The organism is Streptomyces sp. 351MFTsu5.1, from assembly GCF_000383655.1.
Lineage (GTDB): Bacteria > Actinomycetota > Actinomycetes > Streptomycetales > Streptomycetaceae > Streptomyces > Streptomyces griseorubiginosus.
In genome coordinates, this window is record NZ_KB911775.1 from 119,016 (window position 1) to 134,110 (window position 15,095).

Sequence of the window (15,095 nt, forward strand, 5' to 3'; positions counted from 1 at the left end):
GTGCTGATCAACGCCCATGGTCCGCAACTCAGTTGACGCGCGCCGTGACCAGTCCCGACTCGTAGGCGAAGACGACCAGTTGGGCGCGGTCCCGGGCCCCCAGCTTCGTCATCGCACGGCTGACGTGCGTCTTCGCCGTCAGAGGACTGATCACCATGTGCTCGGCGATCTCCTCGTTGCTCAGCCCCCGGGCCGCCAGGGCCGTGACCTCGCGCTCGCGGCGGGTGAGGCACTCCAGGCCGGGGGCGGTGGACCGGTCGGGAGGGCGGGACACGAACTCGCCGATCAGGGTACGGGTGACCGCGGGTGACAGCAGCGCCTCGCCGCGGGCGACCACTTCGATGGCCTGGAGCAGGTCGGCGGGTTCGGTGTCCTTCAGCAGAAAGCCGCTCGCACCGGCCCGCAGCGCCTCGAAGACGTACTCGTCGTGGCCGTAGTTGGTGAGGATCACCACGCGGACCGCGGCCAGCTCCGGGTCCTCGGCGATGAGCCGGGTGGCCTCGATGCCCGTCATCACCGGCATCTGCACGTCGATCAGCGCGATGTCGGGCACCCGCGCGCGCACCAGCTCCACGCCCTGCTTCCCGTCCGCGGCCTCCCCGACCACCTCGATGCCGTCCTCGGCGTCGAGCAGGGCCCGGAACCCGGCCCGCATGAGCGCCTGGTCGTCGACGAGGGCCACTCGGATCACGCCGACTCCCCCGGCTCCGCGAGCGCCCGCTGATCCACCCCGGAGGGCAGTCGCGGCCCCGCCCCGGACGGCAGGTGCGACCCGGCCCCGGACGGCAGTCGCGGCCCCGGCTCCAACGGCAGGTGCGCGCGCACCGAGAACCCTCCCTCGTCCCGTGGTCCGGTGCGCAGCGTGCCGCCCAGGGCCGTGACCCGCTCGCGCATGCCGGTGAGGCCGTGGCCGGGCTGCGGCGGACGGTCCGGGTCCGCGGCCCCGTCGTCGTCCACCCGTACGGTCAATCGGTCCTTCCCGTAGGCGAGTTCCACCCGCACCTTTGCCGGTCCCGCGTGCCGGGCCGCGTTCGTCAGGGACTCCTGCACGATCCGGTAGACGGCCCGGTCGAGGGGCGCCGGCAGGGCACACTCCTCGCCGGTGACGCGCAGGTCGACGGCGAGTCCCGCCGCCCTCGCCCGCTCCACGAGCAGCCCGGGGGTGCCGGTGGGTTCGTCGGTGCGCAGGACCTCCAGCGTGGCGCGCAGCTCGCGCATGGCCTCGCCGCCCGCCTCCTGGATGGCGAGCAGGGCGGGCGGCACCTCCTCGCCCCGCTTGCGGGCCAGGTGGACGGCGACTCCCGCCTGGAGTTTGACGATGGAGATGCTGTGGGTGAGGGAGTCGTGCAACTCCCTTGCTATGCGCAGGCGTTCCTCTCCGGCTCGGCGCAGCGCGGCCTCCTCGCGGGTCCGCTCGGCCTCCAGGGCGCGCTGTTCGGTCTGGCGCAGGTAGGCCTGCCAGTTGCTGCCGGCGAGGCCGGTCACGACCCCGCACAGGAACCAGCCCGCGAGCAGAGCGGTCTTCTCCACGGCCTCAGGGACGGTAGGGCCCGTGCCGGCGTACGCGGCGAGGAAGAGCCCGCTCGCGGCGGCCGCCCACCCCCGGCGCCCCTGCTGGGAGGCCAGGTGCACGGCGGCGAGGACGGACAGCGCGCCGAGGGGCCCCGGGTGGGCGTGCAGGACGTAGGCCGCCCCGCTCAGCGTGGACACGGCCAGCACCGCCACCGGGACCGCGCGGTGGAACGCGAGCGCGGCCGAACTCACCACGAGGAGGCCCTGGTCGAGGGCGGTCGTGTCCGTGTCGTAGGCCGCCGCGACCAGGGCGAGGGCGCCGACCACGACCGCCACGGCCAGGTCGGCGAACCGCTGTGAGACGGTCGAGTCGACCGAGTGCCCGCTCATCCCCCACACGCTAGACCGCTCCGGCGACACCGGCGTCAGCCCTGTGGACAACTCCTGCGCTACTCCCCCGGGAGTAGTCCCCCGCCCGGGCCGCCCTCACGGACGCAGCGCCAACTCCCTTCGGCCGTAGGACGACCGCCGCCGGGGCCGGGGCGCACGCTGCAGTCCATGCCCACACCCTTCCGGTACACCCGTCCCCAGCCGCCGAAGGCCGCCACCGGCCGAGTCGCCGAGGTCTACGAGCAGCTGGCCCGCGACTTCGGCCTCGCCCGCCCCGTCACCTTCGTGGTCCTCTCCTCCGCGCCGGAGCTCCTCGCCCCCACCTGGGCGCTGCTGCGCGAGTCGCTGATCGCGGGTCCCGGCAGCCGCACCGGCAAGGAGCTGGCGGCGCTCGGGGTCTCGCTGGCCAACCGCTGCCCGTTCTGCGTGGACGCGCACACCATGCTGCTGCACGCCACCGGTGACCACGCCCTCGCCGAACGGGTCGTCCGCGGAGAGCGGCCGGAGAACGAGGACCACGCGCGCGTACTGGAGTGGGGCAGGCACACGCGTGTGCCGGGCGGCCCGGGCGCCGGACCGTACCCGTTCCCGCGCGAGCACGCCCCCGGCTATCTGGGTACCGCGTTCGCCTTCCACTTCATCAACCGGATCGTGTCCGCCCTGCTCACCGAGAACCTGCTGCCGGGCAACGCCCAGCGCTCCAGGGCGGTGCGCAGCCTCGCGGGCCGGACGCTCGCCCGGACCGTGCGCCGGCCGGCCCGGCCGGGGGCGTCCCTCGCGCTGCTCGACCTGCCCGATCCGGGCGAGGCCCCCGCGTGGGCGGACGGCACACCGGTGGGACTCGCGTACGCGGCGCTGCTGCGGGCCGCCATGACGGGCGCCGGGCTCCTCGACACCGACGACCAGGATCTCGTGGAGGACGTCCTGCTGGACTGGGACGGCTCGCATCCCCCGCTGGACCTGCGCACCTTCCCGGACCGGCGGGAGCGTCCCGGGGCACGGCTGGTGCTGCTGGCCGCGCTCGCGCCGTACCGGATCACGGACGAGGACGTGGCGGCCTGGCGGCGGCCGGAGCACACCGACCGGTGCCTGGTGCACCTCGTGGCCTACGGGGCGTTCCTGGCCGTGGACCGCATCGAGTCGGCCCTCCCCCGCACCGTCGCCAGGACCTGAAACGGTCGGCGCATCGGCCCCCGACCACCCCATCGTGCGGACATAAAGGGACACATGACGCATCGACGGCAGGGTGCCGTGACGGCCCCACCACGGAGCGAGTTCACGCTTCCACCCCACAGGGAGACGTGTGAAACTGTCGTACCGTCCGCAGTGCGGACCCGTCCGCACCGTCCGTCCCCCACGAAAAGTGCGCCGTGCGAACTCTTTCCCTGCCGCTCGCCCTCACCGCGCGCATCTCGCCCGTCGTCGTGCTCGCCGCGGCGGGCTGGGTGCTGACGTCAGGCCCGGCCGCGACTCCGGCCACCCAGAAGGAGTCGGCACCGCCGTCCGCCGACCAGCCGTCCTCGGACGGCGGGGCGTCGGCGGCGGCCACGGTGAAGCGGTACTCCGCCGCCCCCGCCCCCTGCGGCAGCATCGGCGCGGCGACGATCAAGTCGCTGGTCCCCGGCGCCAAGACGGCCGGCAAGGAGATCCCCTCCACGGACCCGGCCCTGCGCCGCACCTGCTCCTGGAACGCGCTCAAGGGGTACGACTACCGCTGGCTCGACGTCTCCTTCGAGATCACGGAGTCCAACGCGGCGGCCGCGAAGTCGTACAAGGAGAACGTCACCGCGAAGAGCGGCGGCGGAACCGTGCCCGGGGTCGGCGACGCCGGGTACTCGGTGGTGAACCTGACCACCGAGGACAAGCAGCAGACCCGTGAGGGCGTGGTCATGATCCAGGCGTCCAACGCGCTGGTCACCGTGACGTACAACGGCAGCGACTTCGAGTCGAAGAAGGCGCCCGCCACGGACGAGATCAACAAGGGGGCCATCAAGGCCGCCAAGGAAGCGGTGGCGGCACTGGAAAGCGGTCAGAAGGCCTGAGCCGAACCGGCCCGGGCCCCCTGACCGCTCCGCTGTCAGGCCGCGAGGCCCTCCTGCTCCTTGCCCTTCGGCAGCATGAGCGCCACGTACAGCAGCAGTGAGGTGGCCAGGCCCACCGCCCAGCCGTAGTCGGCCAGCGGCTTGAGGAACGGGATCAGACCGTCGACCGGGAACGGCCCGGTCTTCTTGCCGTCCGCGCCCACGGCGGAGTACGAGCCGCCGACCGCGAGCAGTCCGCCGACGACGAAGGCGACTATCGCCCGCCAGTTCCAGCCGTTGGCGTACCAGTAGCGCCCGCCGGGCGTGTAGAGGTCCGCGAGGTGCAGGACCGTGCGCCGGACGATCCAGTAGTCGGCGATGAGGATGCCCGCGACCGTGCCGAGCAGACCGCCGACCACACCGAGCCAGGTGAAGATGTAGAACTCCGGCGTCGAGATCAGCTTCCACGGGAAGATCAGGATGCCGACGACACCCGTGATCAGCGCGCCCGTACGGAAGTTGATGAACTTCGGGGCCAGGTTGGACAGGTCGTACGCCGGTGAGACCACGTTCGCCGCGATGTTCACGGAGATCGTGGCGACCAGCACCACGATCAGCGCGAACAGCAGCCCGAAGGCGTTGTCCGTCTTGGCCGCGAGCGCGACGGGGTCCCAGATGGCCTCGCCGTAGACCGCCTCGGAGCCGGAGGTGACGAGCACGGCGAGGACCGCGAACAGGGTCATGGTGGTCGGAAGCCCCAGGGCCTGCCCCCAGGTCTGCGCCTTCTGGCTGGCGCCGAAGCGCGTGAAGTCGGGAATGTTGAGGGACAGGGTGGCCCAGAAGCCGATCATGCCCATGAGGGACGGGAAGAAGACCGGCCAGAAGTCGGGGCCCCAGCCGAGCTTGGAGGGCTGGTCGAGCAGCGCGCCGAAGCCGTCGGCCTTGACCGCGATCCAGATCAGCAGCACGAGTGCGCCGGCGATCACGAAGGGCGCGGCCCAGTTCTCGAAGTGCCGCAGGAAGTCCATGCCGCGGTAGATGATCGCGATCTGGAGCGCCCAGAACAGGATGAAGCAGAGCCACAGGGGCCACGGATTGCCCGCGATCTTGCCCGCATCCTCCCAGTGGCCGCCGGTCAGCTTGGAGCCCAGCGCGAAGATGCCGCTGCCGCCGATCCAGGTCTGGATGCCGAACCAGCCGCAGGCCACCGCGGCCCGGATCAGCGCCGGGATGTTGGCGCCGCGCAGGCCGAAGGAGGCACGGGCGAGCACCGGGAAGGGGATGCCGTACTTGGGTCCGGCATGCCCGGTGGCCAGCATCGGGAACAGCACGATGATGTTGGCCAGGGCGATGGTGAACACGGCCTGCTTCCAGTCCATGCCGAGCGCGACCAGGCCGGAGGCCAGGGTCCAGCTGGGGATGCAGTGCGCCATGGAGATCCACAGGGCCGCGAAGTTGTACGTCGTCCACTTGCGTTCGGCGACCGGGACGGGACGCAGGTCCTCGTTGGCGAAGGGGCTGTCGGCGGGAAAGGCCTCGGGGGCGAGCTCGACGCGAGCGCCGGTGTTGTGCGGTATCGACGACCCCGTGGGGACTGTTTCGGTCATGGGCAGGCCAATCGGATCAGGACGGGACGGGATGGGCCGTGCGGAGGCCTCGGGCGGGGCCGGGACGGGCGGGGAGGCCCTTCCCGGCCCCGCCACCCCTCCCCTGGACGGAGGGAAGGGGGGACAAGGAGTGGGGGGTCGGTCGAGCGGTTCCGGGCGTGGGGGTCAGGCGTTGACGGCGGGGATGATCGTGGAGCCGTAGGCGTCGATGGTCGCTTCCTGGGCGTCGTGCATGTCGTAGACGGCGAACTGGTCGACGCCCAGCTCGCGCAGCGCGTGCAGCTTCTCGATGTGCTTCTCGGGCGGTCCGATGACACAGAACCGGTCGACGATCTCGTCGGGCACGAAGGCGGTGTCGGGGTTGTCGGCCCGGCCGTGGTGCGAGTAGTCGTAGCCCTCGCGGGCCTTGATGTAGTCCGTCAGCTCGTCGGGGACGGCGGCGGAGTGCTCGCCGTACTTGGAGACGAGGTCGGCCACGTGGTTGCCGACCATCCCGCCGAACCACCGGCACTGCTCGCGTGCGTGCGCGAGTGCCTCCGGCGAGTCGTCCTCGGTGACATAGGCCGGGGCGGCCACACAGATCTTCACGTCCGCCGGGTTCCGGCCGGCGGCCGCGGCCGCGTCCTTGACCGCCTTCACCATGTACTCGGTGAGGTACAGATCGGCGAGCTGGAGGATGAACCCGTCGGCCTCCTCGCCGGTCATCTTCAGCGCCTTGGGCCCGTACGCCGCCATCCATACGGGGAGTTCGGCGCCCTCCTTGATCCACGGGAACTTGACGACGGTGCCGCCGAGGTCGGCCTCCTGGCCGGAGCCGAGCGCCCTGATGACCTTCATGGCCTCGCTGATGCGGGCGAGGGTGTTGGGCGTACGGCCCGCGACGCGCATCGCGGAGTCGCCACGGCCGATGCCGCAGACCGTGCGGTTGCCGAACATGTCGTTGAGGGTGGCGAAGGTGGAGGCGGTGACCTCCCAGGTGCGGGTGCCCGGGTTGGTGACCATCGGGCCGACCGTCAACTTCGATGTGTTGGCGAGGATCTGACTGTAGATCACGAACGGTTCCTGCCAGAGCACGGCGGAGTCGAAGGTCCAGCCGTAGGTGAAGCCGTTGCGTTCGGCCCGCTTCATCAGGCTGATGACCTTCGAGGCGGGCGGGTCCGTCTGGAGAACGAGTCCGAAGTCCATGGGCGCCACTCCTAGTTGAGGTACTGACAGGTGGAGCGGGGGGTGTAGGTGCCGTGCCCGGCGTGCCCGGTGTACTCCCGCTCGGTGATGACGAGTTCGCCGCGCGAGAGAACCGTCTCGACCCGGCCGGTCAGGCGCTTTCCTTCGTACGCCGAGTAGTCGACGTTCATGTGGTGGGTCTCGGCGGAGACGATCTGCTCGGCGTTCGGGTCGTAGATCACCACGTCCGCGTCGGCGCCGGGGGCGATGGTGCCCTTCTTCGGGTACATGCCGAACATCCGGGCCGGGGTGGCGCAGGCGATCTCGATCCAGCGGCGGCGGGTGATGTGCCCGTCGACGACGGCCTGGTGGAGCAGGTCCATGCGGTTCTCGACGCCGGGCAGGCCGTTGGGGATCTTCGAGAAGTCGCCGCGGCCGAGTTCCTTCTGGCCGACGAAGCAGAAGGGACAGTGGTCGGTGGAGACGACCTGGAGGTCGTTGGTCCTCAGACCCTGCCACAGCTTGGCCTGGTGCTCCTTCGGGCGCAGGGGCGTCGAGCACACGTACTTCGAGCCCTCGAAGTCCGGCTCGGCGAGGTTGTCCGTCGACAGGAACAGGTACTGCGGGCAGGTCTCGCCGAAGACGTTGAGCCCCTCGTCCCGCGCGCGTGCCAGCTCGGCCACTGCCTCCATGGCCGAGACGTGCACGACGTACAGCGGGGCGCCCGCGACCTGCGCGAGCTTGATGGCGCGGTGGGTGGCCTCGGCCTCCAACAGCGCCTTGCGGACCTCACCGTGGTACCTCGGATCCGTCTCACCGCGGGCCAGCGCCTGCTCGACCAGGACGTCGATCGCGATGCCGTTCTCGGCGTGCATCATGATCAGTCCGCCGTTCTCGGCGGAGCGCTGCATGGCGCGCAGGATCTGGCCGTCGTCGGAGTAGAAGACCCCCGGATACGCCATGAACTGCTTGAAGGAGGTGACCCCTTCCTCCACCAGCAGGTCCATCTCCTTGAGCGTCTCCTGGTTCACATCGGAGACGATCATGTGGAAGCCGTAGTCGATGGCGCAGTTGCCCTCGGCCTTGGCGTGCCAGGCGTCGAGGCCCTCGCGCAGGGAGTGGCCGACGCTCTGCACCGCGAAGTCGACGATGGTGGTCGTACCGCCCCAGGCGGCGGCCCGGGTGCCGGTCTCGAAGGTGTCGGAGGCGAAGGTGCCGCCGAAGGGCAGCTCCATGTGGGTGTGGGCGTCGACGCCACCGGGGATGACGTACTTCCCGGTGGCGTCGATGGTGCGGTCCGCGGTCCAGCTCTGGGTACCGGGCACGGCGAGGGCGGCGATGCGGCCGTCCTCGATCAGCACGTCTGCGTGGATCTCGTCGGACGCGGTGATGACGAGTCCACCGCTGATGACGGTACGGCTGCTCATGTTCCCTCTCCTGCCAGGGTGGTCGGTTCGGTCAGGGTGCGGTCAGCGGCGGGTAGGCGTCCGGACGGCGGTCGCGGTAGAACTGCCAGCGGTCGCGGACCTCGCGGAGCTTGGCCATGTCCAGGTCGCGGACGACCAGTTCGGTCTCCTTGTCGCTCGCCACCTCGCCCACGAACTGGGCCTCCGGGTCGACGAAGTACGTCGTCCCGTAGAAGTCGTTGTCGCCCAGCTCCTCCACACCCACCCGGTTGATCGCCCCGACGAAGTACTCGTTGGCGACCGCCGCGGCCGGCTGCTCCAGCTGCCACAGGTAGGCGGACAGTCCGCGCGAGGTGGCCGACGGGTTGAAGACGATCTCGGCACCCGCGAGCCCCAACGCCCGCCAGCCTTCCGGGAAGTGGCGGTCGTAGCAGATGTAGACACCGATCTTCCCGACCTTGGTGTCGAAGATCGGCCATCCCAGATTGCCGGGGCGGAAGTAGAACTTCTCCCAGAATCCCGGCACTTGGGGGATGTGGTGCTTGCGGTACTTGCCGAGGTACGAGCCGTCCGCGTCGATCACGGCGGCGGTGTTGTAGAGGACGCCGGGCTGCTCCTCCTCGTACATCGGCAGGATCAGGACGATGCCCAGCTCCTTGGCCAGCGCCTGGAACCGCTTGACGATCGGCCCGTCGGGGATCTGCTCGGCGTACTCGTAGAACGCCTTGTCCTGGACCTGGCAGAAGTACGGCCCGTAGAACAGCTCCTGGAAGCACAGGACCTGAGCACCCTGCGCGGCCGCGTCCCGGGCCGCCTGCTCGTGTACCTGGATCATCGACTCCTTGTCGCCCGTCCACGCGGTCTGAAAGAGGGCGGCACGAATCACTCTGCTCATCGGGACCTCCGGTCGCTCGGTGTGCGAGAAGACTAGGAAGTCGGAAAACTGGCTTTGAGTTGCACGGTGTCACGTCTGCGGGGGCGTGGCGTGCCACGGTGTCACCCTGTCGTGAGCCCATGTTTCACCGCCGTTTTCCCAGGTCGTGGCATGTTTCAGGCCTGTTGCGCGTCGTGGGCGAGGAGTGCGATGTGCACCGAGGCGGCCTGTTCGAAATCGTCGAGGTCGACACCCAGCCGGCCCTGTATCGCCTCCAGCCGGCGATAGAGCGCGGGCCGGGAGACGTGGTGGAGCTGGGCGGTGCGGGACTTGTTGCGGCCGGTGGCCAGGTAGGTGCGCAGCACCGCCAGCAGGTCCTCGCCCGCCGCGCACAGCAGCCCGTCCAACTCGCGCTCGGCGAAGGACTGCACGTGCGGGTCGTCGCGCAACAGCCTTATCAGTCCGCGCAGATGGACGTCCTTGAGGCGGACGACAGGCGGCAGGTCGAGTGCTCCCGAGGCGACCGCGTCCGCGACATGCCGGGCCTCACGCATCCCGGCGGGGACGTCGTCCCAGGCGGTTCGCGGGTCCGCCGCCGCCACGACCGTCTGCGTCAGCCGCGCCGCGAAGTTGGCGGTGAGCACAGTGGCGTCCTGGTCCCGGGCCAGGCTCAGCAGCACGGCGGTGGCCCCGTCGGCGAGTTCGGCGACGATCCCGGGCAGCCCCAACAGCCGTAGGACACGGTCGAGTTCGGCGGGATCGCCGTCCCGTACGACGAGCGGTACGAAGGTGCGCCGGTTGACGGGCAGCCCGGCCGCCCGCGCGCGGGGCAGCAGCTGCCGCGCCGGTACGACCCCGCTGACCAGGTCGGTGAGCAGGCTCTGCGCGGACTGCTCCTCCCAGGTGTGGGCGGAGGTGCCGCCGAGCATGCGGTGCAGGACCAGGGACTCGGCGGCGCGGTCGGCGAGGAGGCGTCCGGTGGCGGTGTCGCCGCGGTAGCCGCACAGCATGATCTGGCCCCAGCGCTCCCCGCGCCCGCCCAGTTCGGCACGGATCCAGCCGTCGCCCTCGCTGCCGCCGGCCTGGCGGGCGATGCGCTCCCAGTCGCGCAGCACGTCGTCCACCGCGGACCGCTCCCCCGCCGTGGCGAGGACGCGGTGCGCGAGGTTGGTGACGACGACGGGGCAGCCGCTGTGGTGGGCGATCTCGTCCAGCAGGTGCTGGAGCGGGGCGCCCGCGGTGATGAGTCCGGTGAGGGCGGTCCGCACGGCCTCGGACATGCTGACGGCGGCGAACTTCCGCCGCACCAGCCGGGCTTGGACCTCCTCCGTCAACTCGGCGAAGGGGAAGGGCCGGTGCAGGACGACCATGGGCAGTCCGCACCGCTCGGCGGCCCGGCGCATCGCGTCCGGCGGCGCCGGGAAGGCGCGGCCGAGTCCGAGGACCACGGCCGCGGCCTCCGCGCGGTGCAGGGACTGGATGTACTCGGCCTGCTTGCCGTCGTCCCCGGCCAGCAGCACCCCGGTGGTGAGGACCATCTCGCCGCCGCTGAGCATCACCCCGACATCGGCGGCCTCGGCGACATGGACCCAGCGCACGGCCCGGTCGAGCTGACCGGCACCGGCCACCACCTCGGGCTCCCCGGCGAGGACCCGCTCCAGCAGGAGGATCTGCCGGACCGACAGGGTCGGCTCCATGGACTCCAGAGGCTCCAGGGGCTCCAAGGTGGTGCTCATGACGGTGTTCCCTCGCTGTGGGCCTACTGGATCGTGCTCCTCAGAGCGTGTTCGAGGATCGCGGCGCCCTCCTCGGCCTCCGCGACGGTCAGGGACAGCGGCGGGGCGATCCTGAGGGCGCTGGTGTTGTGCCCGCCGCCCTTGCCGAGCAGCAGCCCCTCGGCGCGGGCGGCCTCCAGCACGGCGGACGCGGCCTGCGGATCGGCCTCGTCGGTGCCGGGCTTCACCAGCTCGACGCCCAGCATCAGGCCGCGCCCGCGCACCTCCCGTACGCCGGGAACCTGCGCGGCGACGGACCGCAGCCGCTCGATCAGCAGCCCGCCGACCCGCCGGGCGTTGCCCTGGAGGTCGTGCTCCAGGAGGTACGACAGGTTGGCGAGCCCGGCCGCCATCGTGATCTGGGTGCCGCCGAAGGTCGAAATGCTGTTGGAGTCGAGGCAGTTCATGATGTCGGCGCGGGCCACGACCCCGCCGATGGACATGCCGTTGCCGATGCCCTTGGCGAAGGTGAGGATGTCCGGCGGACCGGACCGCGCGTGTGCCTGCCAGCCCCAGAAGTGGTCGCCGGTGCGGCCCCAGCCGGTCTGCACCTCGTCGGCGATCCACAGGATGCCCCGCTCGGCGAGCACCTCGCGGAAGGCGGCGTAAAGGCCGTCGGGCGGGGAGGTGAAGCCGCCGACGCCCTGGATCGGCTCGGCGATCAGGGCCGCGGGCGGCCGGGTGTGGCCGAGGAGGTCCTTCAGGTCGTCGACGCAGGCCGCGATGAAGTCGTCGTCGCCCAGCGAGGCGTAGGGCCCGCGGGTGCGCACCCCGCCGTGGACGTACAGCGTCTGGAGCGGGGACAGCGAGGTGGGCGACCAGCCGCGGTTGCCGGTGATGCCGACCGCGCTGAAGGAGCGGCCGTGGTAGCTGTTGCGCATCGCCAGGATCGTGTTGCTGCGGCGGTAGGTCGTGGCGAGCAGCAGCGCGGTGTCGTTGGCCTCGGTGCCGGAGGTGGTGAAGAAGACCCGGGCGTCCGGGATGCCGGACAACTGGGCGATGCGCTCGGCGAGTTCGACCATCGGCCGGTTCAGGTACAGGGTGGAGGAGTGGATGATCCGCCCCGCCTGTTCGCTGACCGCCTTGGTGATCTCGGGCAGGGCGTGCGCGGTCATCGTGGTGAGGATGCCGCCGAAGAAGTCGAGGTACTTGTTGCCCTCGGAGTCCCAGACGTGCCGGCCCTCGCCGTGGGTGATCTCCAGCGGCTCCTCGTAGTAGAGGGCGAGCCAGTCGGGCAGGACGGCGCGGTGTCGTCCCAGCAGGTCCCTGGTCACGGCTGCACCAGCCCTTCGTAGGCGTCGGGGCGGCGGTCCCGGTAGAAGGCCCACTGCTGCCGCACTTCCTCGATGAGGTCGAAGTCCAGGTCGCGGACGACGAGTTCCTCCTCCTTGTCGCTCGCCGTGTCGCCCACGAACTGGCCGCGCGGGTCGACGAAGTACGAGGTGCCGTAGAAGTCGTTGTCGCCGTACTCCTCGACGCCGACCCGGTTGATGGCGGCGACGAAGTACTCGTTGGCGACGGCGGCCGCGGGCTGCTCCAGGCGCCACAGGTAGGAGGACAGGCCCCGGTGGGTGGCGGACGGGTTGTAGACGAGCTGGGCGCCGTTCAGGCCCAACTGCCGCCAGCCCTCCGGGAAGTGACGGTCGTAGCAGATGTAGACGCCGACCTTGCCCACCGCCGTGTCGAAGACCGGCCAGCCGAGGTTGCCGGGCTTGAAGTAGTACTTCTCCCAGAAGCCCTTGACCTGCGGGATGTGGTGCTTGCGGTACTTGCCGAGGACGCTGCCGTCGGCATCGATGACGACCGCGGTGTTGTAGTAGAACCCGGACTGCTCGACCTCGAACACCGGCACCACGATCACCATGCCGGTCTCGCGGGCGAGTTCCTGCATCCGCGTGGTGGTGGGGCCGTCGGGTACCGGCTCGGCCCAGCGGTAGTGCTCGGGTTCCTGGACCTGGCAGAAGTAGGGGGCGTTGAAGACTTCCTGGAACCCGATGATCTTGGCGCCCTGTCGGGCCGCCTCGCGGGCGTGCTCCTCGTGTTTCGCCACCATGGAATCGGTGTCGCCGGTCCAGGTGGCCTGGACCAGAGCGGCACGTACGACGTTGGCCATGAGCTGCTCCTTCGGCGGGACGTCAGAGCCTCTACGCCCGTAGATCAGACCGTAGAGGGACGAACGTAAGCCTCCTGGAGAGGCTTGCCAAGACCATTGTCGTTAACCCGGCAAGTCGATCACGTTTCACACTCCAGTGGAGGAGTGACGTGCCCGGCAGCAGGATTGTGCGGGACCTGTCAGGCGGAGAATCCGGCGACGCGCAGGGCGTGCACCAGGTCCCAGTGCCGCTCCTGCGACACGGCCCTCGCGGCCGTGAGGAGGAGCGGGACGAGGGTCCGTGGGTCGGGTTCGGCGCTGCGGGCGGCCTCCTCGGGGGTGCGGACGCGGACGTACGCGTCGAGGAGCGCGGAGGCCTCGCGGCGCCGCCCCTCGGCGAGCAGGGCGAGCACGGCCGCGCCGATCTCCCCGGCGGGCCTCGCGACCCCCTGGCGGAGCATCTGCTCCCCGTCGGCGGCCCGTCCGGCCGCGACCAGCGCGTCCGCGGCGGCCACCAGCTGCTCGGCGGGCAGCGAGGCGGCCTCCCAGAGCAGGGTCGCCCAGTCGGCGCCGAGCCCGGCGCGCTGGAGCTCCGCGGCGAGCAGCGGGAAACGGGCGGCGGGCCAGTGGGCGACCTCGACGAGCAGGGCGTGCGCCTCGCCGGTACGGCCCTCGGCGCGCAGCCGTACCAGTGTCGCGACGGTGTCCGCGGTCTCCCTCGGCGCCGCCGCGTCCTCGGGGCCGCTCGACGCCTTCTGCGCCCGCGTCCGCCCCGGCTGGCGTACGTCCGTGGCCTCGGCCGCCCCGGCGAACCGCGCCCCTCGCGGAGTGCGGCCTCGCTTGGCGGGCTCGGCGGGAAGATCCGGTACGGCGGTCGGCGGTGCGACGACGGGGCCGACCTCGGCGTCCGCCTCCCCGGCGAACCGAGCACCACCCCGGCGACGCTTGCGCTGCTTGGCGGTGGGGAGTGTGTCCGGAGGGGTCCCGGGCTGGGCCTCGCCGGTACGGGGGGTCCGGTTGTCGGCGGCGGTTCCGGTCGGGGTCTGCTGCGGGGCGTATGCCCGGTCGAACGCGTCGGCGCTGTCCGGCTGGGGGATGCCGTGTCCGGGGCGGACGGATGCGTCGTCGGATGCCGTCGGCCGCGGACCGTATCCGGGGTGGGGCCCTTCGGCGGGCCCCGGGCCGGTGGCGGAAGTGGCGGTCGGTCCGGCGCCCTGAGAAGCGGCCAGGCCGGTGGCTGAGGTTGCGTCCGGTCCGGCGGCCTGGGCGGAGGCCGGGCCGGTGTCCGGGCGCTGCGCCGCGTAGCCGGTGCCGACCACCTCCGTGGCCGCCGCGACCGCGGTGCCGCGCTGCTGGGGCAGGGTGGGGAAGCCGGCGTCCGGGGCTCCGAGGCGGGTGGGCCCCGCGCTGTGGGTGGTCCCCGCGCTGTGGACGGGGCCTGCGCTGTGGGCGGAGCCTGCGCTGTGGGCGGGGCCTGTGTGCCCGCCCGCCCACTCGTCGCCGTGCCCGTGCCCGCGCCCGCCCGGTCCTACGCCCGGCTCGTCGTCCCCGTACGCCGCCGCGTCCGCGGGCCGGCCGCGGCGGAAGAAGCCGGCGCCCTCCACCCGGCCCCGCCGGACCGCGTCGGCCCGGTCGCCCATGGTTCGGCGGTCCAACTCGTTCATGCGGGACCGGAGTTCGGCGCAGCGGCGGACCGCGCGCTCGTGGTCGTCGCGGGCCCAGGCGAGGTCGAGGCGCAGGGCGTCTGCCTCCTCCTGGGTGGCGGCGGCCGCGAGCAGGCGGCCCAGTTCGGCCTGCCGTTCCGCCGCGTAGCGCTGTTCGCGGAGCATGACGTCGAAGCGGTCACCGAGGGCGTCCCGGCCGCCGGGACGGGCGTCGTGGGCGCTCTGCGCGGCCGCGTGCAGGGGACGGGCCCGCTCGGCCTCGGCGCGGGCCGCGTCGAGGCCGTACGCCCCGGCCAGGTCCTGGAGGAGTGACTCCACGACGTCCCACGGCGGCACCTCGCGGCCGTCGAGGCACGCTTGCATACCGTCCGGATCGCGCTGCCAGAAGACCGCGCACCAGCCGCCACCCTGGTCCAGACGTGCCAGCACATCGCTCAGGTACGCCACGAACTCCCGCACCTGTCCCGGGAGTTGATCCACTGCCATCGCTCAACTCCCGTTAGACCGGAGCACTCCAGTGCGTAAGGCAACACCAGCAGTGTTACGAACGGGCTACAGGGAGTTTTCAAAGGCGCAGCAGGAGTCTCCCG

The 15,095-nt window shown here is 71.5% G+C and carries 12 protein-coding genes; 2 read left to right on the plus strand and 10 right to left on the minus strand.

Features of this window, described 5'->3' with window-relative positions; translation table 11 throughout:
- Nucleotides 1-28: 28 nt before the first annotated feature.
- Together H295_RS0100550 and H295_RS0100555 are read right to left on the minus strand one after the other, a co-directional pair.
- On the minus strand, nt 29-691 hold the full coding sequence (locus tag H295_RS0100550; protein WP_020133387.1) for a response regulator: 663 nt from the start codon (nt 689-691) through the stop codon (nt 29-31).
- Entirely contained in the window at nt 688-1,902 is a 1,215-nt protein-coding gene (locus tag H295_RS0100555; RefSeq protein ID WP_020133388.1) for a sensor histidine kinase, read from the minus strand. Before H295_RS0100555 ends, H295_RS0100550 begins: the two co-directional genes overlap by 4 nt.
- 168 nt (nt 1,903-2,070) lie before the next feature.
- Here H295_RS0100555 and H295_RS0100560 point away from each other — a divergent pair, with 168 nt between their 5' ends.
- On the plus strand, nt 2,071-3,075 hold the full coding sequence (locus H295_RS0100560) for a carboxymuconolactone decarboxylase family protein (RefSeq protein ID WP_020133389.1): 1,005 nt from the start codon (nt 2,071-2,073) through the stop codon (nt 3,073-3,075).
- A gap of 197 nt (nt 3,076-3,272) precedes the next feature.
- Nucleotides 3,273-3,944 carry a hypothetical protein gene (locus H295_RS0100565; RefSeq protein ID WP_020133390.1) on the plus strand — a complete coding sequence of 224 codons (672 nt, stop codon included), beginning with the start codon at nt 3,273-3,275 and terminating at the stop codon, nt 3,942-3,944.
- Nucleotides 3,945-3,979: 35 nt separating this feature from the next.
- Here H295_RS0100565 and H295_RS0100570 read toward each other — a convergent pair whose 3' ends face one another.
- From H295_RS0100570 to H295_RS0100605, 8 genes are all read right to left on the minus strand, one after another.
- Complete coding sequence (locus tag H295_RS0100570; RefSeq protein WP_020133391.1) at nt 3,980-5,530, minus strand: NCS1 family nucleobase:cation symporter-1; 1,551 nt, start codon at nt 5,528-5,530, stop codon at nt 3,980-3,982.
- Nucleotides 5,531-5,695: 165 nt separating this feature from the next.
- Entirely contained in the window at nt 5,696-6,715 is a 1,020-nt protein-coding gene (locus H295_RS0100575; RefSeq protein ID WP_020133392.1) for a TIGR03842 family LLM class F420-dependent oxidoreductase, read from the minus strand.
- An 11-nt stretch (nt 6,716-6,726) separates the two neighbouring features.
- On the minus strand, nt 6,727-8,121 hold the full coding sequence (gene hydA, locus H295_RS0100580) for a dihydropyrimidinase (RefSeq protein WP_020133393.1): 1,395 nt from the start codon (nt 8,119-8,121) through the stop codon (nt 6,727-6,729).
- A gap of 31 nt (nt 8,122-8,152) precedes the next feature.
- A complete protein-coding gene (locus H295_RS0100585) occupies nt 8,153-8,995 on the minus strand; it encodes a nitrilase-related carbon-nitrogen hydrolase (protein ID WP_028808905.1) in 843 nt (280 codons plus the stop codon).
- Nucleotides 8,996-9,150: 155 nt separating this feature from the next.
- Nucleotides 9,151-10,710 (minus strand): PucR family transcriptional regulator, encoded by a 1,560-nt coding sequence (locus H295_RS0100590; RefSeq protein ID WP_020133395.1) that lies wholly within the window; start codon nt 10,708-10,710, stop codon nt 9,151-9,153.
- Between the two features lie 23 nt (nt 10,711-10,733).
- Nucleotides 10,734-12,023 (minus strand): aspartate aminotransferase family protein, encoded by a 1,290-nt coding sequence (locus H295_RS0100595; RefSeq protein WP_020133396.1) that lies wholly within the window; start codon nt 12,021-12,023, stop codon nt 10,734-10,736.
- Nucleotides 12,020-12,862, minus strand: a complete 843-nt coding sequence (locus H295_RS0100600; protein WP_020133397.1) for a nitrilase-related carbon-nitrogen hydrolase — start codon at nt 12,860-12,862, stop codon at nt 12,020-12,022. Before H295_RS0100600 ends, H295_RS0100595 begins: the two co-directional genes overlap by 4 nt.
- Nucleotides 12,863-13,041: 179 nt before the next feature.
- Nucleotides 13,042-14,991 carry a hypothetical protein gene (locus H295_RS0100605; protein ID WP_020133398.1) on the minus strand — a complete coding sequence of 650 codons (1,950 nt, stop codon included), beginning with the start codon at nt 14,989-14,991 and terminating at the stop codon, nt 13,042-13,044.
- Nucleotides 14,992-15,095: the final 104 nt, after the last annotated feature.

Bases quoted from the DNA above. Each gene is read 5' to 3' on its own strand.
- H295_RS0100585 (WP_028808905.1), bottom strand. From the start codon at position 8,995: ATGAGCAGAGTGATTCGTGCCGCCCTCTTTCAGACCGCGTGGACGGGC.
- H295_RS0100560 (WP_020133389.1), top strand. From the start codon at position 2,071: ATGCCCACACCCTTCCGGTACACCCGTCCCCAGCCGCCGAAGGCCGCC.
- H295_RS0100605 (WP_020133398.1), bottom strand. From the start codon at position 14,991: ATGGCAGTGGATCAACTCCCGGGACAGGTGCGGGAGTTCGTGGCGTAC.
- H295_RS0100555 (WP_020133388.1), bottom strand. From the start codon at position 1,902: ATGAGCGGGCACTCGGTCGACTCGACCGTCTCACAGCGGTTCGCCGAC.
- H295_RS0100590 (WP_020133395.1), bottom strand. From the start codon at position 10,710: ATGAGCACCACCTTGGAGCCCCTGGAGCCTCTGGAGTCCATGGAGCCG.
- H295_RS0100600 (WP_020133397.1), bottom strand. From the start codon at position 12,862: ATGGCCAACGTCGTACGTGCCGCTCTGGTCCAGGCCACCTGGACCGGC.
- H295_RS0100570 (WP_020133391.1), bottom strand. From the start codon at position 5,530: ATGACCGAAACAGTCCCCACGGGGTCGTCGATACCGCACAACACCGGC.
- H295_RS0100575 (WP_020133392.1), bottom strand. From the start codon at position 6,715: ATGGACTTCGGACTCGTTCTCCAGACGGACCCGCCCGCCTCGAAGGTC.
- hydA (WP_020133393.1), bottom strand. From the start codon at position 8,121: ATGAGCAGCCGTACCGTCATCAGCGGTGGACTCGTCATCACCGCGTCC.